Here is a 24,084-nt window from a genome sequence, read left to right as displayed (position 1 = left end):
CTATTTTAGGGATTCTATACAATCATCAAAATAACAAAAAATTCATTACCTACTTAGGATATGCTCTGCTGCTATGCATTGCCTTATATATTTTATTTCTAATATAAGATAGAAACAAAAAAGCACTGAACAAGATACCCTTCTTCAGCGCTTTTTTATTTGTGTTATTTTAATTTTTGAACCTCATATTTTTGATGGAATTCTTCAATTGCTTTCACATATTGCTCATGTTGCTTTTTCTCAAGAAGTGTTGCTTCAATTTCCGGTTCAATCAAGTCAAATTCAATCTGTTGTTGAGGATATTTTTTATCCACTCTGATGACATGGTATCCGAACTGTGTTTTTACCGGTATGGAAACCTCATTTTCTTCCAATGCAAATGCTACACTTTCAAATTCAGGAACCATTTGTCCACGACCGAATTTTCCTAAACTTCCTCCGCTTGTTTTTGACGGACAGGTGGAATGTTTCTCTGCCAATTCTTCAAAAGGCACTCCCTTGTCAATCTTGATATAAATTTCTCTTGCCAACGCCTCATCATCTACAAGGATGTGAGAAGCTTCCACTTCTCCACTTCTTACAAAAACATCCTTATGTTCTTCATAGAATGCTCTTTTTTCTTCGTCTGTAATCGGTTCCACTTCCACGATTTTATTGACACCGAATTGAATCAACAAGTTTTCTTTCAAGATTTCCAATTGTTTTTGGAACTCTTCCGTTTCATCCAGTTTTTTGTCCTTTGCATCGAAATAAATCATTTTTTGGTTAATCATTTCATCCAACAATGCATCTTCTGCATCATCTCCTTGTAATTTCTTTAAGATTTCTTTTCCCAAGGAGCGTTTCATAATTTCAAACTCTTCTCTTGTAATATCTACGCCATTTACTTTCGCTAATACTTCAGACATCTTCTATTCCTCCTACATTTTAAATTGATACTGTGATTATTCTATCACAAATTTCTCAGAATCAAAAGAAAAAGCGATTTTCTTACCGATTCTTTCGTCATAACAGAATAGCATAAAAACCGAGCAACTCTACAATCTACTTGAATTTTGAACAGATACTCTCTCTTACAATGAACGGCATTTCCGTACTCACTTATGTTGAAAGTTCATCAAAAATCAAATCGCGAAAATATTGTTTCTTCTTGAGATAAAAACTCCTTGTATTTCAAAACAAAACATACTAAAATGAAATTATACATATTATTTGTTGATTAGTTGTTTCTTATCAACAAGCAAATACATAGATTGTTATCATTTTACAAAACATAACTTCGTCTACATACTGACAACATCCTGTTTGGCAATTACTCCATCTCAGCACGATATTTATTTAAGAAATAAGTTCTCGATAAAAGGAGGAGTTCCCTTGACTTCAAAATTTTCTAAGGATAAAAGATATTTATTGTACATAACAGTTCCCATCCTCATCTATGCCTTGTTTCAACAGACAACACAACACTATTTTCCAAAAACCTATCCGATTCCTATGGAACAACAGGACTCATCTGTCATATCGGATTCCGACACCGATGGGGAACAACAAACAAACACACCTGCTTCTCTTGCATCCACCAATCCAACTCCTGTTGTCATCTATGTAACAGGCGCAGTCAAAAATCCGGGAGTGGTTGAGCTGAATTCCAACCAAAGGTTAAAAGATGCGATTGAACTGGTGGGAGGATTTACGGAAGATGCCGATATCGGTAGTATCAACTTAGCAGAATTTGTCAAAGATGAACAACACTATGTCGTTACCAAAATAGGCGAAACTTCCTCGGTTCAAGCTTCATCCAATATAGGCACAACAACTGCAAACGGAGGTAGAAACAACTCTCTTGTCAATATCAATACGGCAACTAAGGAAGAATTGCAGTCATTAAATGGAATTGGTGATGCGTTATCCCAAAGAATCATTGATTTTAGAGAACAGAACGGTGCTTTTTCCGATATTGAATCTATCAAAAACGTTTCCGGTATCGGAGAGAAAAAATTTGAAGGAATCAAAGATTATATTACAGTTCAATGATATTTTGCACCTTGCTATTGAGAAACTGATACAAGTATGGTATCATCAATGCACCTTAAAAAAGAGATTGAATTATTTTCGAATGTTGTAAAAAGATATTTTGACTATAACCTTGGGGGCGTAATGGTTTCGACGGGGCTTTGAAGGTTTGAGTAGCGAGTCGTGCGAATTCTCAGAACACGTTAATCTATGAGAAACTAAATATAAACGCAAACGAAAATAATTTATTAGCTGCCTAAGTGCGGCTATGTTCCCTCTATGTCCTCCTGCCGACTAGAGCTGAACATCAACTATGCAGGGAACTGTATTGTGGATATCCGGACACAGTACGGAACAATTCGGAAGTAGTGAAACTTTAGCTTGTTATTTGGGCGATTGCGACACGAAATTGAAAACAAATAACTACACTCGTAGAAGCTTAGGCTGAATTGGTTTCGGACATGGGTTCGACTCCCATCGTCTCCACCAATAAATGCTTTATAAAACCTCTGTAACAGTAATGATTACAGAGGTTCTTTTTTGACAATATGTTGTTGTTCATTCGTTATCTCTTAAAATGTAAGGAATATCCGACTTTCGTATATCAATCCCGAAAAACATATTCTTTCTAAGAGTAGAATTCTTAGATAACGGAATATCGTATCATTCTACTTGTCATAAAATATATCTTCAGCATCTTTCAACAAATATTATCTACACATTATTCCACACCTTTGTTCTCTCACTCTATTTCATTTCAAATAGAAAAACAATACCGATGATAAGAGTCTATCTGACTTCTTATCCTATCATAACATTTCACAAAAAAAGGAACTGTTGCATCATCAAACAACAGTTCCTTATCTGTATCTTATCGAACAGACTGTCCGTTTCTTCTTTACTTACCGTCGTACTCCCCTTCTCTCCTACAGTTCATCGTTCTGTAGAATATCAAGCAAGTAAGCAACTCTCGAATCAATAGAAACCCCTTTGAAACTGATACTCCAGTCTGTCAACTGAGACAGAGGATACGTTCCTCTATCGCCCGGAACAATACCACCATTACCAAACAGTTCTTGCAACAGGATTCCGGATATTTCTTTCTCTGTGATTCTGTCAATCGTAAACCATACATGTTCAACAGCCTCTTCTCCTTCATCAGTCATCACATCAACTGCAATTTTTGCAATAACACGAATGTCCTCATCTTGAGATTTTTGTTGAAGTTGTAATGCTCTTTGGGGATAGGATACTCTCTCCCTTGCCATCGCTGCCATAATCTCCGTTGTCTTTGTTCCAAACATAAATAGGGGATTTTCTCCGATTTTTTCGGCAAAAGAAGCAGGCTTTGTCAAGATTTCGTTATGGAAGTCTTCTTCATTTCTGTATAGAAAAATCAGACTTGTATAGGTGTTGTGAGAACTTTGGCGATCCTCTTCCAAACCCTGTACACCATCTTCTTCATATTCTTTTATACCTGACATCCAAGGTACAATTCTTGCTACAATCGGATCTCCGTCCGAGCAATTTCCAACAAAAAAGATAACGGGTTTCTCCTCATCCTCATTGTAACAACCTTCAATCGGATCTTCGTCTGAGCAATTTCCAACAAAAAAACTAACAGCTTTCTCCCCATCGTCCTTATAACAATCTTCAATCATCTGAGATGCTACGGAATTGATTAAACTGAACATGGAATCAACACTGTCTTTGTCAGCACCTAAGATTTCAAGTTCTGTAATCCCAAGAGGCATCAGACCGTGAGTATGAAGCCATACATCTCCGTTTGGTCCTTTAACCGCCTGTACACGATAGAGATCCATCGGACGAAGTCCTGCTTTGGATTGTGCAACCATGGCAATCTCTCTTTTGTTAATCATACACTCCTGACTTTCCGCATAGATTGCAAGCATATCCGGAACCAAAGCATACAGTAATTTTATCTGAAGATGAATGGTTTCCAACGGATTTTTTTGCACCTCCGTATACAAAACCAGTGCCGTATCTGACGAGGAGATTTCCCTTTCATCCTCTTTTGTAAAATATTTTCTTTGTAACTCAAACATGATATCCGAATCAAATCCGTCCATAAACATATCGAAGTCATACTCATTGTCTTGATAAACAACTTTGAAAAAAACCGAGTTCTCATCCTCTGAATACTCAAATGCAACGCACTTGACATCCTCCAAGGAATCCAATCTCTCTCTTAAGTTCTCTTTAGAAAAATCTTCTTTCCCTTTTGGATAAACACCTCTCATAATCGAAAATCTTTCCCATGGTTCCAAAGAGATACCGCCCATCATTCTGTCACAAAGTTGAATCATCGCTATCGTATCTTCATCCTCCGGCAAAAGCTCCAAAGCCTTTTCAAAATGCTTTTTTGCAGGTTGATATTGCTGAAGACCTTCGTACGCCATTCCCATTCTGTACTGATAACTATGATTGTCTGACAAATCCTGTTCCAACGGTTTCAGTATTTCAATTGCTCTACTGCAACACTCACCTTCAATCATGCTATCTGCAGAACGATAGATCCAAACTCTTCCCAACTCACTTAGAAGCTCAGGTGTTCTCTCTTCTTTTGAAAGGCTCATCACCGCTTCCTCAATCTTGTCAACTTCCCCTTCCTTAAACCATTTTTGGCATTGTTCCAATAATGTCATACTATACCCCCTCTTTCTCTATCATCTAATGAAAGGAATCTCCCTTTCAAAAATATCTTTCTTTTGTCCTTCATACAGTAATTCTTCGATTTCAAAAAATACTCATCAGCTCATTTCATAGCATCCCTCAAACACAAATTTTTCCGGATGTGCTCTCACATACTCATCCTCATATATTCCCTCATAGTCATAAACAAGGTTGTCCGCCTCTTCCAATAATTGCTCTATTGTTTCATCCTGCATCCATTCTTGCATCCTGTCACAACGCATATCTCTGTCATAAGGAATCCTTCCTCCGAAACAATCTGCAACTTTTTGTAAATTTTGTGCAAGTTCATTCATCCCGAACAACTGAAAGCCGTTCAATGCGTCTTCCCATACGATACCGGTGGAATTTTCAAGAAACTGCCAATGTCCTCCGTTGTTCACTTCCAAAAAATACCATGTCGTTGCCAACAGATATCTCTGCTCCAATGTGAAAATCTCCGCTGACTTCAAATACTCTTCATAAGTACCGTAGATATTGACAGTCCAATACATCGGCTGTGTCATATCCCAAGTATCTTCTATGTTTTTTAACTCATCAACGGTAAATTTTTTGTAAACTTGTTCCACCGACAATTTCGCCTCCTTATCACTTTTGTAATCTGATATTATTCTTCCTATACCAAACACTTCTCTGATTTCTTATTGAATATTTTACTATTATATGCTACAAAAATAAATATGTATAGAATATAACGGTATTCATCAGACAAAAATTTAAAATATAAACAATAAGTTCTTGACATCTTTTGAGGATATCCGTATAATAATACCATAATGTAAAAATGCAGAAATTGTCTGTACTTATCATGTTCTGCATAATAAAGGAAGGTGGTGGATAAAATGAAGAGAACTTATCAACCTAAAAAAAGACAAAGAAAGAAAGTCCATGGATTTAGAAAAAGAATGCAATCTGCAACCGGTAGAAATGTATTAAGAAGAAGAAGAGCAAAAGGCAGAAAAAGAATATCTGCGTAATAGAAAGGCCGCGTGTTGAGATGTGGCCTTTTTTTATTAGTGTTAAAAACGAGGTAGCGTATGATTTTTTCGAGTTTAAAAAAGAACGAAGACTTTCGAACCATATACAACAGAGGAAAATCCTTTGCGAACAGACAGCTTGTATTCTACTATATGCCAAACAAATTATCCGAGAACAGAATCGGATTTTCTATCTCCAAAAAGTTTGGAAAAGCAGTCTATCGCAATAAGGCACGTCGCAGATTGAAAGAAATCTTAAGAGCCTCCTCTTGTAAGAAACAAGGATATGATATGATTTTTATTGTCCGTCCCGGTGCAAAAGAGGCGGACTATGCAACTCTTGAAAAATCTGTAACTCATTTATTTCACAAAACCGAGATGATTTGATGACAAAAATACTAAAAAAGATTATAATAACATTAATTCGTTTTTATCAACTGGCTCTATCACCTCTAAAACAACCTACTTGTCGGTTTTCGCCGACTTGTTCTCAATACAGCATAGAAGCCATTGAACGATTCGGAGTGATAAAGGGCACTTATCTTTCCGTTCGAAGAATTTTGAAATGCCATCCGTTTCATGAGGGTGGATATGACCCCGTGCCTGAAAAATGGAAATCTTAGGAGGATTATCAGTTGACAACACCAATTGCAAAAGTACTCGGTATGCTTTTAAAAATGACTTATACCGCAACTCAAAACTATGGACTTGCCATTATATTCTTTACGATTATCGTGAAACTGGCAATGTTACCACTTACCCTATCCCAAAATAAATCGATGATGGAAATGAACAAAATCCAACCGTTGATTCAAGATATTCAGAAGAAATATCCGAAAGATAAACAAAAACAGGCAGAACTAACAACCCAACTTTACAAAGAACATGGTGTCAATCCGATGATGGGTTGCTTACCGTTGCTTGTGCAAATGCCTATTTTATTTGCTTTATTCCGTGCATTGCGTAATCCTGTAGAATATGTATTCGGCTCTGAAGCTCTATTTCAAGTTGCCGACACCAGTTTCTTATGGCTTAAAAACTTAAGCAGCCCCGACATTATTACCATCGGTGGTTTTGCGGTTCCTTTCATCTTTCCTATTGTTGCTGCTGCAGCAACATTCATTGATACTAAGATGACTATGTTGAAGAATGACAAGAAAAAAGAAAAAGACGGAAAACAAAATCAACAGGAAAATCCGGGCGAAAGTATGCAAAGAACTATGTTGTATATGATGCCATTGATGATTTTTTGGTGGGGACGTTCTTTCCCTGCAGGTCTTTCTATCTACTGGGCCGTATCAACTCTGTTTTCTATCGCACAACGTAAAGTTGTAGAGCGTATTACCATGTCAAAAGAAAAGGATACTCAAGCTATCGAAAGGAGAAAATAAGGATGAGAACAATTGAAGTGCTTGCAAAAACAAAAGAAGAAGCAATTGCAAAAGCAATGGCTGAATTAAATGTTCCAATGGAACGCCTTGAAGTTGAAGTGATTGAAGAGGCAACAAAAGGTTTTTTAGGATTTATCGGAAAAAAAGAATGTCATATTCGTGTGACTGAGCTTGAAGATACTCGTGCACAAGAATTTGCAACAGAATTTTTGAACGGACTGTTTGAAGTTGCCAATGCCGATTGTTCTTTTACTTGTGAAAAAGACGAAGAAGATATTTTGCGTGTTGATGTAGAAGGAGAAGATGCATCCTTGTTCATCGGTCGTCGTGGAGACACCTTAGATGCATTACAAATGTTGACTACTTTGGTAGTGAACAAACAATTGGAAGAATACCAAAAAATCATGATAAATGTCGAAGGTTATCGTGAAAAGAGAGAAGAATCTCTTACAACCTATGTAAAGAAAATGGCTCGACAAGTGGCAAAATATAAACGAAGTGTAAAATTGGATCCAATGAATCCTTATGACAGAAGAATCGCACATTCTGTATTGCAAAACGACCCTTACGTAACAACTTACAGTGAAGGCAAAGATCCTTATCGTAGAGTTGTTATCGCATTGAAAAAAGAAAAAAGAGTTCCACAAATTGCCGAAGATTCGGAAGAATAAAAACAACAACATCTAAGGTTATTGTCCGTCACTAAGGGCAATAACCTTTTTTTAATTCAGATGGATAAAAAATCTTATAAGATTTTTTATCCATACACTCCATTTTCAAAAGATAACTCTCTGTCAAATCATCATTCTTATCTTGCAAAAAGACCATTATATGGTAAGATGAAACTAACTCTTTTTTGAAATACATTATTAGAAATGATAAAAAGGAAAACCTATGAACTATTATCAGACTTATACATTGGACATTATCGGCACAGTTACAGCAGTTGCAACAAAAGACTGTATTACACATCTTTCATGGAGAGATGTCTCATCTTTCTTTTCCTCTGAAATTCCGGAACAAAGAGAAACCGCTCTTTTAAAACAATTGCATTTGCAACTACTCCAATATGTCAGCAAAGAAAGAACCAACTTTACGGTTCCCTTTTGTGCAAAAGGTACTCCGTTTCAGGAAACTGTATGGAATCAACTCTGTCAGATTCCATACGGAAGCACCAAAACATACCAAGAGATTGCCGTTGCTATCGGAAACAAACAGGCATCTCGTGCAGTTGGTATGGCAAACAACAAAAATCCCATCAACATCCTGATTCCGTGTCACAGAGTGATAGGAAGTAAAGGAACTCTCGTAGGCTATGCCGGAGGATTGGATAAAAAAATACAATTATTACATTTGGAAGGAAATAACTATGTTTATAGATGATACAATTGCAGCAATTGCTACTGCAACCGGTGAAGGTGGAATCGGAATTATCCGAATCAGCGGTACACACTCCTTGGAAATTGCAAAAAAAGTCTTTCGCTCCATCTCAGAAAAACAGATGGAGGATTATCCACGTACATTATGTTATGGACATATTGTAAAAGACGACATCATTGTCGATGAGGTTCTTACCGTCTATATGCCTGCACCTCACACTTATACAAAAGAAGACATTGTCGAAATTCAATGCCATGGTGGAATGATTGCAACTAAAATGATATTGGAATGGGTATTGGAAAACGGTGCAAGAATGGCAGAACACGGTGAGTTCACCAAAAGAGCCTTCTTAAACGGTCGAATCGACTTGTCACAGGCAGAAGCAATCAAAGACATTATTTCTGCGCAGACGGCAAAGAGTTTTCTTGTTGCCCAAAATCAATTACAGGGCAGCATTTCCAACAAAATAAAAACGATTCGAAACAAAGTGACCGAAGATGTTGCAAAAATCACCGTTGCTGTCGATTTTCCGGAAGAAGATACGCCGGAAGTCACCTACGAAGAATTAAAAGAAAGTATGCTTGTTTGCCAATCAGAAATGAAACAACTACTTCAAACATTTGAAACAGGACGATTGCTCAAAGAAGGACTGAAAACTGCTATTATCGGAAAACCTAATGTCGGCAAATCATCCCTTTTGAATGAAATATTACAGGAACAACGTGCCATTGTCACTGATATCGAAGGAACTACGCGTGATGTTATCGAAGAAATGATTACCATTGATGGGGTTCCTCTTCGAATCATCGATACTGCCGGTATTCGAGATACCGACGACATCGTAGAGCAAATCGGAGTCACTCGTTCCAAAGAAATCATGCAACAGGCAGATTTAGTCCTTGTTCTACTCGATTTAAGTCGTCCACTCACAGAAGAAGACGCAATCATTTTGGAACAAAGTAAAGGTAAAAAAAGAATCATTTTACTCAACAAGACAGATTTGCCTTCTGTTTGGAATCCAAACGAGGAGAATTCTATCCGAAATGAGATGATGATTCAAACCTCCATGTCACAAAAGATTGGAATCGAAACCTTAAAAGAACAGATTAAAGAACTTGTATTTCAAGGACAGGTCATTATTTCAAACGATGGAATGTTAAACAATGTGCGCCATAAAAACTCATTGATTAACGCCATTAAAAGCAGCGAAGATGCACTCGAATCCATAGAATCGGCACTTCCTCTCGATATTTTGGAAACAGACTTCAAAAATTGTTGGACCTATCTTGGAGAAATTACAGGAGAAACCGTATCGGAAGATTTGTTAGATACTATCTTCAAAAATTTCTGTATCGGAAAATAAATACTATATTATATAAGGAGATTTTCTATGAGAGAAACATTTGAAATTTTGACAGATTCTAATTTTGACCTTATGCCAAATCAAGTTGAAGAACTAAATATATCCGTTATTCCGATGAGTTTTCATATTGACGGTGTCGAGTATATGCATTACTACGATTTTCGACAAATGTCACTAGATGAATTCTATGCCAAATTAAAGAAAAACAGCTCTGTAAACACCAGTCAAACCACACCACATCAATTCTATGAGTATTTCCTTCCTTTTGCAAAAGAGGGGAAAGATTTCTTGTATATCGGTTTTTCAGGTGGATTGAGTGGAACATTCAACGCATCCATTATTGCTATCAACCAACTTCGTGCAGAATTTCCGAATGTAACAATGGATACAGTAGATACTCTAAGCGCATCCTGTGGACAAGGACTTGTTGTATATCTTGCCTGTCAAATGCGAAAAAACGGAGCAACCTTGGAAGAAACCAAACGATGGGTAGAAGAAAAAGGATCCAAACACCTCATCCATTGGGTTAGTATCGACAATCTGACACAGTTGGCAAAAGGAGGTCGAATCAATCCTGTGCTTGCTTCCGTCGGCAATCTTCTGCATGTCAAACCTATTCTCTATATAACTGAGAACGGTACACTGGACTTGAAAGAAAAATGCAGGGGAAACAAAGCCAAATATAAAAATGCCATCGATAACCTCAATAAAAAATGGCTTCCTGAAGAACATAGCGAAATCATCATCTTCCATGCAAATGCAGAAGAAGACGCTTTGAAACTAAAACAACTTGTGAAAGAACAAGAACCGGTAAAACAACACCAACCTAATATCTTGCTCTCTCAAATGGGACCTGTGATTGCATCCCACACCGGACCGGGCGCCTTATGTATGGCATTCTACGGAACAAACAGATAATAGATAGAATCAAATAGCAATTTCAGTTATTCAACTTAAAATAATTGGGATTGCTATTTTTATAAAAACGATATTCTTTCATCTAACAGTTCTTTTTATCCCATGTTTTGCTTTTCTCTCTAACAAATCCCTTGTATCAATCACACAAAAAGATGACTGCTGCCGGAAAATTGCTATATTTTTTATTCTGTGCTATGATGAACAATATAGTAGGAGTATCCTATGAAACGTTTTTTCAAGAGAGTCAGATACTCTCATACAAGATTATTTTTACATAAAGCAATTTGAATGGAGGTTTTACTATCAACGCACAAAAAAAATTGTTTTTACGATATGTCATTCCGTCTATTGCATCCATGTGGGTTTTTTCAATCTACACCATAGTAGACGGCTTTTTCGTTGCAAAATTTGTCGGAGAACAAACACTTTCTGCTATCAATGTTGTTCTCCCATTCATCAACGGAATTTTTTCGATTGCAATTTTATTTTCTACCGGAACAGCGACCTTAGTTGGAATTTCACTTGGAGAAAACAATCATAAAAAAGCAAATACACTCTTTACATTCACTACTGTAGTGGAATTGCTGTTCTCTATCTTTTTATATGTATTATGTCGATTAAATATTACACAATTGGCAAATTTTTTAGGTGCAACCCCATCTATTATTGATGATGTTACCACCTATCTAAAGATCATCCTGTTATTCAACAGTTTCTTCATTATTTCTTACAATTTGGAAGTACTCGTTAAAACGGATGGATTTCCTGCACTGGCAACCATCGGTGTTTTGCTGAGCGCATTTACCAACATTCTATTAGACTATCTTTTTGTCGGAGTCTTTCACTGGGGTATCTCAGGAGCAGCATGGGCAACCGGTATCGCTCAGGTATTCTCAACTGCATTATTTATGACACACTTTTTATCAAAACGTTCTGTGTTAAAATTTCAAAAATTTGAATGGAATTTCAAAATTTACGGCAAAATTCTATTCATCGGATTTGGAAGTTTTATCTCCGAAATTTCTACCGGTGTCATCATTTTCTTATACAACAACCATATTATAAAAGTAATCGGAGAAACAGGATTGATTTCCTACACTGTACTCTCCTATCTCAATCTATTTGTCAGTATGTCCATGATTGGTCTGACGCAAGGTATGCAACCTCTGGTAAGTTTTTATTATGGAAAAAAAGATCCGGATTCCTACCATAAATTTCTAAAATTTTCTTTCATAGGAATATTAGGATTGTCTCTGACCTTCTATGTCATCAGCCTATTATTCCATCAACAACTGACCGGTATCTTCATTCGTACAGAACATGCAGAACTGTTCGCCTATACACAAAAAGCTCTGTTCTACTTCGCACCGTCATTCCTATTGATTGGATTCAATTTATTGATTTCCGGTTATTTTGCATCAATCGGGTATGCAAAACACTCTCTTATCATCGCAATTTCAAGAGGATTCCTCTTTATTTGGATGGCACTTTCCGTAGCGACATACTTACAAAAAGATACCTTACTATGGTTATCTTCGTTCTTCTCAGAACTGGTAACTCTAATAGTATCCATCCTGCTGATTCTATCCATCTTAAGAAAACAAAAACTGTCTTCCCTAAGTGAAGAACAGCATTCTTAATCTAATCATTATACAATCGTATCTGCATTGAAATGAAAAATAACATTAGGATTCTCCTAATGTTATTTTTTTGACTTTTGGAATTTCACTTCATAAAATGAGAAACATAAAAAAATGTTTTAGAAAAGTCTTGTTTGACAAAGGAGATACCACAAAATATCATCCTCGTTGTTCAGACTGAATTGATTTTTGATGGAAAAACACAAACCGATTCTACTAGATATATTGCCACCTTACTAAATCAAACACTCTTTCTTTTAATATTGAGTCATGATTGCTATTCTATCTTCATACCTCTTTTAAGATTGGATAACAATTATAATTATAATTCTAACTTTAAACCTCTTTTTACTATTGAAAAATCAATACTATCGTAACTTCAATACAACTTTCAAACCTTGCAAAAATTTTACAGAAGAATACAGAAAGCCACTAGTTTTTTCAGTGGCTTTTATAAAACGTCATTGTTATTCAAACTCTATTCAAAACAAACGCTACATCTATTCAAATTGTATCTCTGTTCGAATTTTATTGTTATCTAAATCTCATTTCTATCTACTTGATATTCTTTTTCTAAATTCTTTTTGCTTTCAACACTGCTTTACAGATTCCAACAGTAATCACTACTGATAGAATCGCCTCAGGGATTCCATTCTGAATTGCAACTCCGGTAAACAAAGTAGCTACTGCTGATGTTGATATATCGAGCTTTTCAGCCAATTTCCCACTATACAACAAATATCCCAAACCCAATACACCGACTGTATTTGTCAATGTTCCGACAAATGCTGCAACAGACATTGCAACAGAATCATTTTTCATACGAATTGAAATGGTATGGTATACAAAGTAGGTAACAAAACCAATTAAGATTCTTGGCAAAATCGAAATCAACGGATTCCAAAAAATAAAAGATGTAGGTAACGGAATCAGAAACGCTCTTACCATAGATACGATTCCGAATAACAATCCTACCATCATACCAATCATAGGCCCTTCCAAAATCGCTCCGACAATAACAGGAATATGCATTGTCGTAACCGAAATAGCACCTATCGTAATAAAACCCAATGGCGTAAAGCCCAACACTGCAGAAATTGCCCCAAGCATTCCGACTACCGTCAGTTGGCGAGTGGACATTCCTTTTTTTGATACTTCTTGCATTTTCTTTTCTCCTTTCGTTCCAGTTCTTTATCAAGATACCGGACTATTCAGTTTTTTATTACCGAAAAGTATTATACGCTCGTCACATTGAAAAATCAATCATTTCTGTCTTAAAACTCTACTTGTATGCAAAAATATGACAAGAAGTTCACTCTCTCTATCTGATTCAAAATAGGGAGCTGATGTAGCTTTACATTATAATAGAACAGACTTCTTGTTTTGTACAATATTGTCAAAAATCCGTCCTGCCAACTGTCATACAAATCAACTTCAGCAACGATACTTTCAACAACCATTTTCCTTCGTATCAATGAAAAATCAATCATTTCTGTCTTAAAACTCTACTTGTATGCAAAAATATGACAAGAAGTTCACTCTCTCTATCTGATTCAAAATAGGGAGCTGATGTAGCTTTACATTATAATAGAACAGACTTCTTGTTTTGTACAATATTGTCAAAAATCCGTCCTGCCAACTGTCATACAAATCAACTTCAGCAACGATACTTTCAACAACCATTTTCCTTCGTATCAATGAAAAATCAATCATTTCTGTCTTAAAACTCTACTTGTATGCAAAAATATGACAAGAAGTTCACTCTCTCTATCTGATTCAAAATAGGGAGCTGATGTAGCTTTACATTATAATAGAACAGACTTCTTGTTTTGTACAATATTGTCAAAAATCCGTCCTGCCAACTGTCATACAAATCAACTTCAGCAACGATACTTTCAACAACCATTTTCCTTCGTATCAATCTTTGTTCTGCCATATATCCTATTATCCTCATTTCCAAACGCTTCTCAATAAAGAGAAAAGATTGCTGATATGACTGAATCAGAGAACACGTCTATCATCACTCATCCACTGTCTACACAACACTTCTGTTGTCATATCTTATCATCCTATGTACTGTGCCTCCAACTAACTTATTCTATTTTTTCTCTCAATACCATCGTTGATTTTTTCCATTATCCATCTGTACTCCATCCATGTCTTGGTTTTCATAAAAGATGTAAAAAGAAAAAGTGGAAAGATATTCTTTCCACTTTTCTCGCTTCTATTTTATTTGGTTAATTTTTGTTATTTTTGTTTTTTTGCTGCAACATCTGCTAAATAATATTTACCAGGTGTGTTGAAGTATTCTTTTGTAAGTCTTCTTACTTTTGGTGCCAATGCAATTACTGCAATCATGTTAGGGATGATAATCAAAGCCAAGAATACGTCAGTGATATCGAACAATACTCCCAAGTGTGGATAAAGTCCACCCAAGATTGCTACTACATAGATATATTTCCAGTATCTAGAGAATTTAGAGCCGAATAAGAATTCTGCTTGTTTTTCTCCATAGAATGCAATTACGATGATAGTTGATAATACGAATAAAGTAACACATACTGTTACAAGTACGTCTCCGGCAGGACCGTACACTGCTCTAAACGCCATAGATGGCAATCCTGCAGCGTTGCTGGAATCAACATACTTCCAAGTTCCGGATACCAATACAGTCAATGCTGTTACAGAACATACGATCAATGTATCTACAACTACTTCAAAGATAGCCCATAGACCTTGTCTTACAGGGTGATCTACTGTTGCAGTAGAGTGAGCGATAGGCGCAGTACCCATACCTGCTTCATTAGAATATACCCCACGAGCAGCTCCCCAACGAAGAGCTAATTTAACAGTAGCACCTGCGAAAGCTCCTGTTGCTGCATGTCCGCTGAATGCTCCTACAAAGATACTTTTTAAAACGCCAGGAATATGTCCTGCATTGATAATCAAAATTCCAAATGCAGCAATGATATAGATACCTGCCATGAAAGGTACCATTTTATCTGTAACGCTTGCAATACGTTTGAATCCACCTGCAATTACAAGTAGAACCAATACAGTTACGATTCCAATAATTGCATATCTGAAATATTGTAATTGATCTGCATTTTCTTGTACTGCTTGAGGTAAAAGAGTTACCACATTTTGAACAACGGATGCACCTTGTGTTGCAATAGATGGAATCAATTCTAACATAAGAATGAATGCGAACCAATATCCGAAGAATTTACCAATTCCTCCAAAGCCCAATTCTGCAAGCCCTTTAGAGCAGTAATAGAAAGGTCCTCCGGAGTGTTCTCCTTTGTCGTTTGTTACACGATAATGAACCCCTAAAACAATTTCCACGAATTTTGTTGCACAACCTAAGATTGCAAGAATCCACATCCAGAAGATAGCTCCAGGTCCACCGAATGCAATCGCAACCGGTACTCCTACAATGTTAGATGCACCGATACTTGATGCAAGAGCTGCAACTGCAGCTGAGAATGGTGATACAGCGTTCGGATCGCTAGAATCCGGTTTTGAAAACATTTTACCGAATGTTTGAGAACAAACATAAGGGAATTTTGTAATTTGTAATGCTTTCAATTGCAATGTACACCAAATACCACCACCACCGATTAAAATTAGAATTGGCGGTCCCCAAAACCATCCGGCAAATGCCATCATTGTTTTAATAATAAAATCCATAATGCCCTCCTAATGTTTATAAGTTCAATACCAAAAATAGAAGCGACCATTTTCCCACAGTATGTAAGAAATAGAGATATTCTTTGTAATAAAGAATATCCCCTGACATTTTAATCTTATCCGACTAAAATGCCGATGGCTTATTAAGATATTAATTCCTGTTCTAAGTATAACAATATTCTATGAAGTAAGCAATCTATTTTTTATAAAAATTCCTCAATAATATCTGAATTTTCTCATCATAATCCCTCTCTTTTAACACATCATTCGATTTATTCTGTTTTTTTGATACAATTTAAACACATTTCATAGTATAATGAGAATAGATAAGCGATTTTATAACAGTTGGAAAACATAATATTCATATTATGACCAAAAGAGAGGAGGATGAATGATGAAAAAGTATGCAAACCTCAAAAAATACATCAGAATTTGTTTCTTCAGTATTTTTTTGATAACCGTGATAGTAGGATGTACTCCTACAAATACTACAACTCAACAGGAAGTTGAGTGGAAACCGGTCGTCTTGGACGACGAATCGCTAAAATTCTATGTCGAATTTAATGATTTCGGTAAATTTGATCAGAAAGCCGCAATCTATAGTTTATATGCCTTTACCACAGACAAATTTTGGGACTATTCGGAAGAAGAAGACGGGTTCATAGTGGTTGACGATATTGACGAAAACAACGCAATTGCCAAAGTTTATTATCGTGATGATTCTATTGATGAGGTTAAAATCACAAAAGATATGGATAAGGGCGGTGTTTGGATTCCGTTAGAATATCGTGAGATACAACCTCCTCAATTAGAAGAAAAATTTGTGATTCTCAGCTACCATGACGGAAACTATTATTACGATGAAGCCGAATGGGTAAATGAGTCTGATGAACAAAGAATCACTGAACTCCAAGCCCTCGGAGTGAATGATATGAACTTCGAAAACGGATACTATGTCTATAATGAGAAAGAAGAACAAATTCCTCTTACCGTTGATAAGGACACCAAACTATATATTCTTTATGATGAGTCTGACTTCCTAAAAAAAGTGGATGAGAGCGAATTCCGTAAAGGTGTGCAAGAAAATAGATTTGATGGCTACTATACTATCTATATAAAAGGAAATAAGGTGTTAAAAGTCTTTCCTGTCGATGTTCCTTAACATTAAGTTGCAAGCGAATATTCAAGTACAAGTAATACGGACAAGTATGTATCTTTTTAAAATTTATCAAGACTTTACTTGTGAACAATAGTATTTTGTGATACAATACTTTAGCTTACAATTTTTTGTATCTCATAAAAGATACAACTCTACCAAAATTGTTGCATCTTTCTGCTCGCAAGAGCCGTTAAAGTCCAAAGGGAGGTGACTGAAAGTGAGAAATTACGAATTAATTTATATTTTGAAACCAAATTTAGAAGAAGACGTAAAAGAAACTGTATTAGCAAAAGTAAAAGCTATCGTTGAAGAAGGTAAAGCTGAAATCGAAAAAATCGATGTATGGGGAAACCGTAAACTTGCTTATGAAATTGAAGATTTCACAGATGGATACTATGTATTGATCAGCTTCAAAGCAGGTATTGATGTACCAAAAGAAATCGACAGAAATCTTAAAATCAGCGATGCTGTTATTCGTCACATGATTGTAAATATTGAAGACTAATCATTCAAACAGAAAGGAAGGTTTTATATGAATATTGCAGTACTGATAGGAAGACTTACTAGGGATCCGGAACTTAGATACATTCCATCTACAGGAAAAGCTGTAGCAAATTTTGCAATCGCCGTAGACCGACCATATACTTCAAAATCCGGAGAAAGAATGACCGATTTCTTTAATATCGTTGTTTGGGGAAAACAAGCTGAGAACTGTGCCAACTATCTTGCTAAAGGTAGATTAGTAGGAATCAAAGGTACAATTGAAAACAGAAGCTATGAAACTCAAAACGGAGAAAAACGATATACAACAGAAATCATTGCTGAAAATGTTCAATTCCTTGAGTGGGGAGAACGCAATCAAAATAACAGCAGACCGACAGGTGTCCAATCTAATTACCAAAACTATCAAGGAGGAGCCGTGCCGGTATTTGAACCATCCGGATATGGCGACACATCACAATCCTCTCCAAATTCTTATGAACCGAAAGGTTTTGATGCGGAAGGATATCGTGAGTTAGAGGACGACGACGTACCATTCTAAAAGAAGGAGGAAAAATATAATGGCATTCCAAAAAGGAAACGTTAGAAAAAGAAAAAAAGCAGATCCATTTGCCGGAGATAAAATCAATACAATTGATTACAAAGACGTTGCTCTTTTGAAAAAATACATCTCTGAAAGAGGAAAAATTCTTCCAAGAAGAGTAACAGGAACTTCTGCAAAAGCACAAAGAAAATTGACATTAGCAATTAAACGTGCTAGAAACATCGCTTTACTACCATATACAGTAGACTAGAGATGATAAGAGAACTTACCTTTGGTAAGTTCTTTTTTTATGTATGGCTTAATTTGCAGTACATCTTTTTTGAATCAACTTTGTACAGTCAACAAATATTTCCTTATCTACCCAAACATATTGCATAATAAGGAAAAAAAAGGTAGTATATAAAGATATCGTACGAAAAACCAAAGACAATCTGCTAAGAGATTGGTTTGTTTTTTGCATAAACTCAACCAATATGACAGAATCAAGGATAGCCCTTTTTTAATGGCTCAATCGATTTTTGTTGTAACAAACATATCAAGAACAATAAAAGGAGGTCGTTTCTCTTGGAAAAGAAATTATATTTATCTCAAACTGACAAAAAAATTGCCGGAGTATGTGGGGGACTCGCTGAATATCTTGGAATAGACAGCACTATCGTTCGATTAGTTTGGGCCATCTCTGTCTTTTGTTTCGGAGTTGGATTTTTCCCATATATTATTATGGCATTGATAGTACCGAAAGATACAGATGGATACTACAGATAAACAGTTTTAACACACAAGTTTCATTAGATACTTCTTGTAAGCATACATGGTAGAGTACTTTTATCAGTTAGAACCTTTTAGGAAAAACAAAACTTCCCACAACAAGGAAAAGAGCACTCTACAATAGAAACAGGATGATTGACACGCTTGCCACAAAACTTGCTATCTAACTAATAATCCATTCAAAAAGTATCTTTTCAATTTTTGATAATCAATCCAAAAAGGAGAGAATGTTATGTACCAAACGATTGGGGAAGAAATTATAAGCTCTGAAGAAGTTGCACAAAAAATAGTAGGCAACACACCATTTCATCTCAAAACCGACCTTACCAAAGCAACAGGTAGAGAAGATGCTATCGGACTTCGTCTTTCCTGCAAAGTAACCGATATTCCGACCTTTGAGCAACAGTCCGCTCCGGATGAAGAACAAATAAACCTTGCCATGGAGGAATTGGACGAATTCAGTCATAGTGAAATGAAAAAAATATTCTTTAATTGCTATGCTTTTATGACATTTGCATACGGTTATGATGAAGTAAACAACGAAATTTTATTTACCTTCGTATTGATGGATCGGGAAAAAGAAAAACATAAAATCAAAGACGTTACCAACCGCTTATTGCGTGTATAGTAGTGAATCTAACACCCAAAGAATGCAAACAAAAAAGGTCTGTTATACTACTGTGGATAACGGAAATCAAAGTATCAATTTGTGCCTTATGATGAAAAAATCACAGATACGATTCAAACGTATGATACTGTTAAAAAGCAAACAACAATCATAAAACATTCAAACCATCTCGAAACAGATGGTTTTTTGTTACACATTTTTCAATACACAGCTTTTTTATCATCACTTACTCTCCATCTTCCCTCTTCGTTCCTTGACATTTTATCTCTACACATTGTTTTAGAATACAGAGCTTTTTATGATCACTTTTTATCCTATAAATTTAATACATATAAAAATACCATCCTCTCAAAAAAATAAATACTTATTGCCTTTTCTTCGTCTTTCGAATTGAAGTTCATCAACTCTTTTAGAAAACAAAAAGGCTATCGATTCTTTACAACCGATAGCCTTCTAATTGATTTGTTCTTTTTCCATATTTTAGACTCTTTCATCTATATTTGACATAAAGTCAAAATTCATATTTCTTGGAGTTTTTGATTGTCATACCATGATAAAATCTGCTCCATCAGTATTTTTCCGGTGATACCGAAACCACTATTAACAAGTGAAATCTCAACAAATCTTAAATCATATACAGGATTTCAATATCAAGCGGTTCTTCCATATCAACAATCTCATATTCAGTTGTCTTAAATCATACAATTATGCTTCAGGTGGAAACATCTCCTTCAAATTGCATTTCAACTTCAAAATAATTCCATCCTCTATACTAAAACCATCAAAGAAAAAACTTTTTCTTATAACAGTAGAGTTTTTAATAAGTTGATTAAAAATACTTACCTTTTTGGTGGAATCATCTCTTTCATCTCCTTGCTTGATACAAAAACAACTTTCTGTTACCATCTTCTATCTCAATTCCTAGGAAAGTAGAAAAGAGTAAGATAATCTTTAATGATTTATCTTACTCTCATTATACCATAGTTTATTACTTTGTAAACATATTTTTTAAACTTTCTGAAAATATTTCCAACTTTATTACATAAATTGTCTGAAAATAATGTACTTTTATTAAATCATCATTTCGATAACTTTTTTGATGTCCTTAGGCTCTACACTTGGTGCAAATCTTTTCACTACATTACCTTCTCTATCAATCAAAAATTTCGTAAAATTCCACTTGATGGATTTGCCTAGCAAACCACCTTTTTCATTCTTTAAAAAAGTATATAGAGGTTCTTCATTTGCTCCGTTCACTTCTATTTTTGACATCATCGGAAATGTCACACCATAATTCAACTGACAAAAACTTGTAATTTCATCATTCGTTCCGGGATCTTGTGACGCAAATTGATTGCAAGGAAATCCGATAATCTCCAATCCTTTCATGTGATATTGGCGATACATTTCTTCCAATGCTCCGAACTGCGGAGTAAATCCACATTTACTGGCTGTATTGACAATCAAAATGACCTTTCCTTTGCATCTATCCATATCAAAAATACCACCATTCGAATCCTTTACCTTAAAATCATAAATTGACATCATAGTTCCTTCCTTAACTTTTACTACTACACACTATTAAAAGACATCAAGTTTCATAACGTTTATTAACTATTTTACTCCTTGTGTTTATCTGTACCCTAAAATAGCTTGTATCAATCGTTTCACTACAAATTTAATACTTTTTTTAATATTTTTATCATCATTTTAGAATGATGATAAAAATATTATGTCCTATTATTCGTAATATATCTTATTTTGAGTTGAAATAGTACTCAGAAATGCAAATTTTTTTCTTTTTCCTCTATACATAATCAAAAAAATTGAGTATCATATAAATACGTTTTTATTTTTACAGTATTTTTACAATATTTTTATAGGAGGAGTTTATGGAAAACTTTTTTGAAAAATCCTTTCATTTAAAGGAACATAATACCAACACAAAAACAGAGTTAGTTGCCGGCTTTACTACCTTTATGACAATGGCATATATTTTGGCGATTAACCCAAGCATTTTATCTCAAGCCGGAATGGATGCCGGTGCAGTGTTTACTGCAACTGCAATTGCTTCTTTTGTTGCAACGGCAATCATGGCTTTTTACGCAAACTATCCTTTTGCACTTGCACCCGGAATGGGACTAAACGCATTCTTTGCCTATTCTGTAGTTTTAGGAAAAGGACATAGTTGGCAATTTGCTTTAACAGCAGTATTTATCGAAGGTCTTATTTTCATCTTATTAACATTCACCAATGTTCGTGAAGCAATTGTAAACGGAATTCCAAAAAGTGTAAAACAAGCCATCTCTGTAGGAATCGGTCTGTTTATTGCTTTCATCGGCTTAAGAGGTGCTAATATCGTTGTTCCCGGAGAAGGAATTCCTCTTGACTTGGGAGATATCACTTCTCCTGAAGCTATTGTTTGTTTCATAGGTCTTACCATTACTGTTGTATTGCTTGTGAAACAAGTTCGTGGTGCTATCTTACTTGGAATCCTTATCAGTACAATCGTAGGTATCTTCTTAGGAGTAACTCAATTACCGTCAGGTCACTTGATTTCAGCACCACCTTCTATCAAGCCTGTATTTATGAAATTAGAATGGAATCACATTCTATCTGCCGATATGATAATCATTATGATTACTTTCCTATTTGTAGATATGTTCGACACAATCGGAACATTAGTTGGTGTATCTACAAAAGCCGGATTGGTTGACGAAAATGGAAATCTTCCACATGTTAAAAAAGCGTTGTTTGCAGATGCAGTAGGTACTGCTTTCGGTGCTTTACTTGGAACCTCTACTGTAACGACTTATGTTGAAAGTGCATCAGGAGTTGCAGAAGGTGGAAGAACAGGACTTACTGCATTGACAACAGGCGTTCTGTTCCTAGTTGCATTGTTGCTATCTCCAATTTTCTTAATGATTCCTTCCGCTGCAACAGCACCGGCACTTATCACAGTAGGACTATTCATGATGAGTCCAATCAAAGAAATTGACTTAGACGACTTTACAGAGGCAGTACCTGCATTTTTAACAATCTTAATGATGCCACTTGCTTATTCCATTGCTCAAGGAATCGTATTTGGAATCGTTTCATACGCATTGTTGAAACTGTTGACAGGTCGTTATAAAGAAGCGTCTCCTGTTCTATACATCCTTGCATTTTTATTTATCCTAAAAATTGCTCTTCATCTATAGACGGTAACAAATTTAGTTCAATAAAAAAACTTCTTTCTACGACAAAAGGAAGAAGTTTTTTATTGAACCCATATATTATTAAATTCCTTATTTTATTTTATTTAGTCACTTATCGTATCCTGATTATTTTAAATCACGATTTCATGAATCACTGTATGTCATCATTTCATAACAATATTGCTAACATTGTTCCAATGATACGATGACCAACATAAATCAACCCAAAACAATCTCAAACCATACCCATATTTGTAATCAATGACACAAAGGATATTGATGATACATTTCATATATTCTGATTCAATTGTATATTGTATCATTCAATGTTATAATCTATAATGGATACTACATAAGAAAAGAGGATGAATGATGATTCAAAGCTTACAACGATCAATGGAACTGTTGGAAACAATGGCAGTCCCTGATAAAAGTTTTTCCGTTTCAGAGCTTTCTGAACGACTTAATCTGCCTCCCAGCACAATTCATCGAATTCTAAAAACTTTTTGTGCAATGCAGTATGTCACAAAAGATAATGTTGCACATCTTTACAAGCTGGGACCTGCACTAATCCTGCTCGGCAAAGCTGCAACCCAAAATATTCGTATGACTGACGCTGCAAAACCGATTTTGAAAAACTTATCAGAACAAACACAAGAAGATGCCTTTTTAATTATTCGTGTAGGGTACAAAGGAGTAGTCTACGATAAAGTCGAAGGACCACACAATCTGAAAGTAGTGGAGCGCTTCGGTTCTGAAGTAGCGCTACATTTGGGAGCATTGCGTAAAGTTCTTCTGGCATATCAATCAGAAGAATTTATCCAAGAATATATCGAACATGGACTCAATCCTTCCTCATCACAACAATTCGATAAAAATACACTTTACAAAGAACTTCAACAAATACAAAAAGACGGATATGCCGCCTCAACCGGAACTTATATCGCAAATGGATTCGGTGTCGGTGCACCTATCTTTGATTCCAAAGGACAAGTAATTGCATCCATTGGAATTATTGCACCTTCTTCCAAGATGGAGAAATCAGTGAGCGAACAAATGAAAGTTATGGTATTGGATGCTGCCAAAAGTCTATCTCATCAACTTGGATACGTTAGATAACATCGAAATAGCAATCCATGCCCATCTTTTTTCTAGAATTGGAAGAAACGAAATAGAAACAGTTTATGTGTTTTCATTTCTATA

Annotated in this window: 28 protein-coding genes and 1 other RNA gene; 19 read left to right on the top strand and 10 right to left on the bottom strand. The window is 35.6% G+C overall.

From position 1 onward, the window contains the following. Positions 1 to 164: 164 nt before the first annotated feature. The gene (locus tag ACO5GE_RS01105) at positions 165 to 908 is read right to left on the bottom strand and encodes a peptidylprolyl isomerase (RefSeq protein WP_484829078.1); all 744 of its coding nucleotides are present in this window, start codon (positions 906 to 908) and stop codon (positions 165 to 167) included. Between the two features lie 466 nt (positions 909 to 1,374). Here ACO5GE_RS01105 and ACO5GE_RS01100 point away from each other — a divergent pair, with 466 nt between their 5' ends. Together ACO5GE_RS01100 and ssrA are read left to right on the top strand one after the other, a co-directional pair. Beyond that, positions 1,375 to 2,034 carry a helix-hairpin-helix domain-containing protein gene (locus tag ACO5GE_RS01100; protein WP_484829077.1) on the top strand — a complete coding sequence of 220 codons (660 nt, stop codon included), beginning with the start codon at positions 1,375 to 1,377 and terminating at the stop codon, positions 2,032 to 2,034. 114 nt (positions 2,035 to 2,148) lie between these two features. Then, positions 2,149 to 2,502, top strand: a transfer-messenger RNA (tmRNA) gene (ssrA, locus tag ACO5GE_RS01095). Between the two features lie 437 nt (positions 2,503 to 2,939). Here ssrA and ACO5GE_RS01090 read toward each other — a convergent pair. Continuing rightward, the gene (locus tag ACO5GE_RS01090; RefSeq protein WP_484829076.1) at positions 2,940 to 4,679 is read right to left on the bottom strand and encodes a DUF4026 domain-containing protein; all 1,740 of its coding nucleotides are present in this window, start codon (positions 4,677 to 4,679) and stop codon (positions 2,940 to 2,942) included. Positions 4,680 to 4,784: 105 nt separating this feature from the next. Beyond that, positions 4,785 to 5,294: a DMP19 family protein gene (locus ACO5GE_RS01085; protein ID WP_484829075.1), complete on the bottom strand. Its 510-nt coding sequence runs from the start codon at positions 5,292 to 5,294 to the stop codon at positions 4,785 to 4,787. 273 nt (positions 5,295 to 5,567) lie between these two features. Between ACO5GE_RS01085 and rpmH the strand changes: the two genes are divergently transcribed. From rpmH to ACO5GE_RS01040, 9 genes are all read left to right on the top strand, one after another. Then, a complete protein-coding gene (gene rpmH / locus ACO5GE_RS01080) occupies positions 5,568 to 5,702 on the top strand; it encodes a 50S ribosomal protein L34 (RefSeq protein WP_484829074.1) in 135 nt (44 codons plus the stop codon). A gap of 60 nt (positions 5,703 to 5,762) precedes the next feature. Continuing rightward, positions 5,763 to 6,089, top strand: coding sequence for a ribonuclease P protein component (gene rnpA, locus ACO5GE_RS01075; protein ID WP_484829073.1), 327 nt, complete (start codon positions 5,763 to 5,765; stop codon positions 6,087 to 6,089). Continuing rightward, the gene (gene yidD / locus ACO5GE_RS01070) at positions 6,089 to 6,325 is read left to right on the top strand and encodes a membrane protein insertion efficiency factor YidD (protein WP_484829072.1); all 237 of its coding nucleotides are present in this window, start codon (positions 6,089 to 6,091) and stop codon (positions 6,323 to 6,325) included. The genes rnpA and yidD overlap by 1 nt, the downstream gene beginning before the upstream one ends. Before the next feature lie 12 nt (positions 6,326 to 6,337). Next, positions 6,338 to 7,093, top strand: coding sequence for a YidC/Oxa1 family membrane protein insertase (locus ACO5GE_RS01065; protein ID WP_484829071.1), 756 nt, complete (start codon positions 6,338 to 6,340; stop codon positions 7,091 to 7,093). Positions 7,094 to 7,095: 2 nt separating this feature from the next. Further along, on the top strand, positions 7,096 to 7,764 hold the full coding sequence (gene jag / locus ACO5GE_RS01060; protein ID WP_484829070.1) for an RNA-binding cell elongation regulator Jag/EloR: 669 nt from the start codon (positions 7,096 to 7,098) through the stop codon (positions 7,762 to 7,764). A 223-nt stretch (positions 7,765 to 7,987) separates the two neighbouring features. After that, positions 7,988 to 8,476, top strand: a complete 489-nt coding sequence (locus ACO5GE_RS01055) for a methylated-DNA--[protein]-cysteine S-methyltransferase (protein WP_484829069.1) — start codon at positions 7,988 to 7,990, stop codon at positions 8,474 to 8,476. Next, positions 8,463 to 9,836 (top strand): tRNA uridine-5-carboxymethylaminomethyl(34) synthesis GTPase MnmE, encoded by a 1,374-nt coding sequence (gene mnmE / locus ACO5GE_RS01050; protein ID WP_484829068.1) that lies wholly within the window; start codon positions 8,463 to 8,465, stop codon positions 9,834 to 9,836. The genes ACO5GE_RS01055 and mnmE overlap by 14 nt, the downstream gene beginning before the upstream one ends. A gap of 27 nt (positions 9,837 to 9,863) precedes the next feature. Continuing rightward, on the top strand, positions 9,864 to 10,754 hold the full coding sequence (locus ACO5GE_RS01045) for a DegV family protein (protein ID WP_484829067.1): 891 nt from the start codon (positions 9,864 to 9,866) through the stop codon (positions 10,752 to 10,754). A gap of 284 nt (positions 10,755 to 11,038) precedes the next feature. Next, complete coding sequence (locus tag ACO5GE_RS01040; RefSeq protein ID WP_484829066.1) at positions 11,039 to 12,394, top strand: MATE family efflux transporter; 1,356 nt, start codon at positions 11,039 to 11,041, stop codon at positions 12,392 to 12,394. A 573-nt stretch (positions 12,395 to 12,967) separates the two neighbouring features. On the opposite strand, the gene ACO5GE_RS01035 is transcribed toward ACO5GE_RS01040, so the two are convergent. The 5 genes from ACO5GE_RS01035 to ACO5GE_RS01015 all read right to left on the bottom strand — a co-directional run bounded on the left by ACO5GE_RS01035 (position 12,968) and on the right by ACO5GE_RS01015 (position 16,084). After that, positions 12,968 to 13,558, bottom strand: a complete 591-nt coding sequence (locus tag ACO5GE_RS01035) for an ECF transporter S component (RefSeq protein WP_484829065.1) — start codon at positions 13,556 to 13,558, stop codon at positions 12,968 to 12,970. A 110-nt stretch (positions 13,559 to 13,668) separates the two neighbouring features. Then, a complete protein-coding gene (locus ACO5GE_RS01030) occupies positions 13,669 to 13,884 on the bottom strand; it encodes a hypothetical protein (protein ID WP_484829064.1) in 216 nt (71 codons plus the stop codon). A gap of 7 nt (positions 13,885 to 13,891) precedes the next feature. After that, complete coding sequence (locus ACO5GE_RS01025) at positions 13,892 to 14,107, bottom strand: hypothetical protein (RefSeq protein WP_484829064.1); 216 nt, start codon at positions 14,105 to 14,107, stop codon at positions 13,892 to 13,894. Between the two features lie 7 nt (positions 14,108 to 14,114). After that, positions 14,115 to 14,330, bottom strand: coding sequence for a hypothetical protein (locus tag ACO5GE_RS01020; protein WP_484829063.1), 216 nt, complete (start codon positions 14,328 to 14,330; stop codon positions 14,115 to 14,117). A 311-nt stretch (positions 14,331 to 14,641) separates the two neighbouring features. Beyond that, positions 14,642 to 16,084, bottom strand: a complete 1,443-nt coding sequence (locus tag ACO5GE_RS01015) for an alanine/glycine:cation symporter family protein (RefSeq protein ID WP_484829062.1) — start codon at positions 16,082 to 16,084, stop codon at positions 14,642 to 14,644. Positions 16,085 to 16,478: 394 nt separating this feature from the next. On the opposite strand from ACO5GE_RS01015, the gene ACO5GE_RS01010 reads away from it, so the two are divergent. The 6 genes from ACO5GE_RS01010 to ACO5GE_RS00985 all read left to right on the top strand — a co-directional run bounded on the left by ACO5GE_RS01010 (position 16,479) and on the right by ACO5GE_RS00985 (position 19,684). After that, entirely contained in the window at positions 16,479 to 17,246 is a 768-nt protein-coding gene (locus ACO5GE_RS01010) for a hypothetical protein (RefSeq protein ID WP_484829061.1), read from the top strand. Positions 17,247 to 17,460: 214 nt separating this feature from the next. Beyond that, positions 17,461 to 17,748 (top strand): 30S ribosomal protein S6, encoded by a 288-nt coding sequence (gene rpsF / locus ACO5GE_RS01005; protein ID WP_484829060.1) that lies wholly within the window; start codon positions 17,461 to 17,463, stop codon positions 17,746 to 17,748. 27 nt (positions 17,749 to 17,775) lie between these two features. Next, on the top strand, positions 17,776 to 18,285 hold the full coding sequence (locus tag ACO5GE_RS01000; RefSeq protein ID WP_484829059.1) for a single-stranded DNA-binding protein: 510 nt from the start codon (positions 17,776 to 17,778) through the stop codon (positions 18,283 to 18,285). A gap of 19 nt (positions 18,286 to 18,304) precedes the next feature. Further along, positions 18,305 to 18,538 (top strand): 30S ribosomal protein S18, encoded by a 234-nt coding sequence (gene rpsR / locus ACO5GE_RS00995; RefSeq protein ID WP_484829058.1) that lies wholly within the window; start codon positions 18,305 to 18,307, stop codon positions 18,536 to 18,538. Between the two features lie 314 nt (positions 18,539 to 18,852). After that, complete coding sequence (locus tag ACO5GE_RS00990; RefSeq protein WP_484829057.1) at positions 18,853 to 19,053, top strand: PspC domain-containing protein; 201 nt, start codon at positions 18,853 to 18,855, stop codon at positions 19,051 to 19,053. Positions 19,054 to 19,288: 235 nt separating this feature from the next. Continuing rightward, positions 19,289 to 19,684 carry a hypothetical protein gene (locus ACO5GE_RS00985; protein ID WP_484829056.1) on the top strand — a complete coding sequence of 132 codons (396 nt, stop codon included), beginning with the start codon at positions 19,289 to 19,291 and terminating at the stop codon, positions 19,682 to 19,684. A 705-nt stretch (positions 19,685 to 20,389) separates the two neighbouring features. On the opposite strand, the gene ACO5GE_RS00980 is transcribed toward ACO5GE_RS00985, so the two are convergent. Then, a complete protein-coding gene (locus tag ACO5GE_RS00980) occupies positions 20,390 to 20,590 on the bottom strand; it encodes a hypothetical protein (RefSeq protein ID WP_484829055.1) in 201 nt (66 codons plus the stop codon). Between the two features lie 165 nt (positions 20,591 to 20,755). Beyond that, positions 20,756 to 21,229, bottom strand: coding sequence for a glutathione peroxidase (locus ACO5GE_RS00975; protein ID WP_484829137.1), 474 nt, complete (start codon positions 21,227 to 21,229; stop codon positions 20,756 to 20,758). Positions 21,230 to 21,576: 347 nt separating this feature from the next. Between ACO5GE_RS00975 and ACO5GE_RS00970 the strand changes: the two genes are divergently transcribed. Then, the gene (locus ACO5GE_RS00970; RefSeq protein WP_484829054.1) at positions 21,577 to 22,884 is read left to right on the top strand and encodes an NCS2 family permease; all 1,308 of its coding nucleotides are present in this window, start codon (positions 21,577 to 21,579) and stop codon (positions 22,882 to 22,884) included. Positions 22,885 to 23,253: 369 nt separating this feature from the next. Then, on the top strand, positions 23,254 to 24,000 hold the full coding sequence (locus ACO5GE_RS00965) for an IclR family transcriptional regulator (RefSeq protein WP_484829053.1): 747 nt from the start codon (positions 23,254 to 23,256) through the stop codon (positions 23,998 to 24,000). The last annotated feature ends 84 nt before the right edge of the window (positions 24,001 to 24,084 follow it).

The sequence above is a fragment of the Filifactor sp. genome, from assembly GCF_057248345.1.
The sequence above is the reverse complement of the archived record's forward strand: the minus strand, read 5'-3'. Positions and strand labels throughout refer to the sequence as shown.

Coding starts and splice junctions, on each gene's coding strand:
- ACO5GE_RS01105 (WP_484829078.1), bottom strand. CDS start 908: ATGTCTGAAGTATTAGCGAAAGTAAATGGCGTAGATATTACAAGAGAA.
- ACO5GE_RS01090 (WP_484829076.1), bottom strand. CDS start 4,679: ATGACATTATTGGAACAATGCCAAAAATGGTTTAAGGAAGGGGAAGTT.
- rpmH (WP_484829074.1), top strand. CDS start 5,568: ATGAAGAGAACTTATCAACCTAAAAAAAGACAAAGAAAGAAAGTCCAT.
- rnpA (WP_484829073.1), top strand. CDS start 5,763: ATGATTTTTTCGAGTTTAAAAAAGAACGAAGACTTTCGAACCATATAC.
- yidD (WP_484829072.1), top strand. CDS start 6,089: ATGACAAAAATACTAAAAAAGATTATAATAACATTAATTCGTTTTTAT.
- jag (WP_484829070.1), top strand. CDS start 7,096: ATGAGAACAATTGAAGTGCTTGCAAAAACAAAAGAAGAAGCAATTGCA.
- ACO5GE_RS01055 (WP_484829069.1), top strand. CDS start 7,988: ATGAACTATTATCAGACTTATACATTGGACATTATCGGCACAGTTACA.
- mnmE (WP_484829068.1), top strand. CDS start 8,463: ATGTTTATAGATGATACAATTGCAGCAATTGCTACTGCAACCGGTGAA.
- ACO5GE_RS01045 (WP_484829067.1), top strand. CDS start 9,864: ATGAGAGAAACATTTGAAATTTTGACAGATTCTAATTTTGACCTTATG.
- ACO5GE_RS01035 (WP_484829065.1), bottom strand. CDS start 13,558: ATGCAAGAAGTATCAAAAAAAGGAATGTCCACTCGCCAACTGACGGTA.
- ACO5GE_RS01030 (WP_484829064.1), bottom strand. CDS start 13,884: ATGATTGATTTTTCATTGATACGAAGGAAAATGGTTGTTGAAAGTATC.
- ACO5GE_RS01025 (WP_484829064.1), bottom strand. CDS start 14,107: ATGATTGATTTTTCATTGATACGAAGGAAAATGGTTGTTGAAAGTATC.
- ACO5GE_RS01020 (WP_484829063.1), bottom strand. CDS start 14,330: ATGGCAGAACAAAGATTGATACGAAGGAAAATGGTTGTTGAAAGTATC.
- ACO5GE_RS01015 (WP_484829062.1), bottom strand. CDS start 16,084: ATGGATTTTATTATTAAAACAATGATGGCATTTGCCGGATGGTTTTGG.
- ACO5GE_RS01010 (WP_484829061.1), top strand. CDS start 16,479: ATGAAAAAGTATGCAAACCTCAAAAAATACATCAGAATTTGTTTCTTC.
- ACO5GE_RS01000 (WP_484829059.1), top strand. CDS start 17,776: ATGAATATTGCAGTACTGATAGGAAGACTTACTAGGGATCCGGAACTT.
- rpsR (WP_484829058.1), top strand. CDS start 18,305: ATGGCATTCCAAAAAGGAAACGTTAGAAAAAGAAAAAAAGCAGATCCA.
- ACO5GE_RS00985 (WP_484829056.1), top strand. CDS start 19,289: ATGTACCAAACGATTGGGGAAGAAATTATAAGCTCTGAAGAAGTTGCA.
- ACO5GE_RS00980 (WP_484829055.1), bottom strand. CDS start 20,590: ATGGTAACAGAAAGTTGTTTTTGTATCAAGCAAGGAGATGAAAGAGAT.
- ACO5GE_RS00975 (WP_484829137.1), bottom strand. CDS start 21,229: ATGTCAATTTATGATTTTAAGGTAAAGGATTCGAATGGTGGTATTTTT.
- ACO5GE_RS00970 (WP_484829054.1), top strand. CDS start 21,577: ATGGAAAACTTTTTTGAAAAATCCTTTCATTTAAAGGAACATAATACC.
- ACO5GE_RS00965 (WP_484829053.1), top strand. CDS start 23,254: ATGATTCAAAGCTTACAACGATCAATGGAACTGTTGGAAACAATGGCA.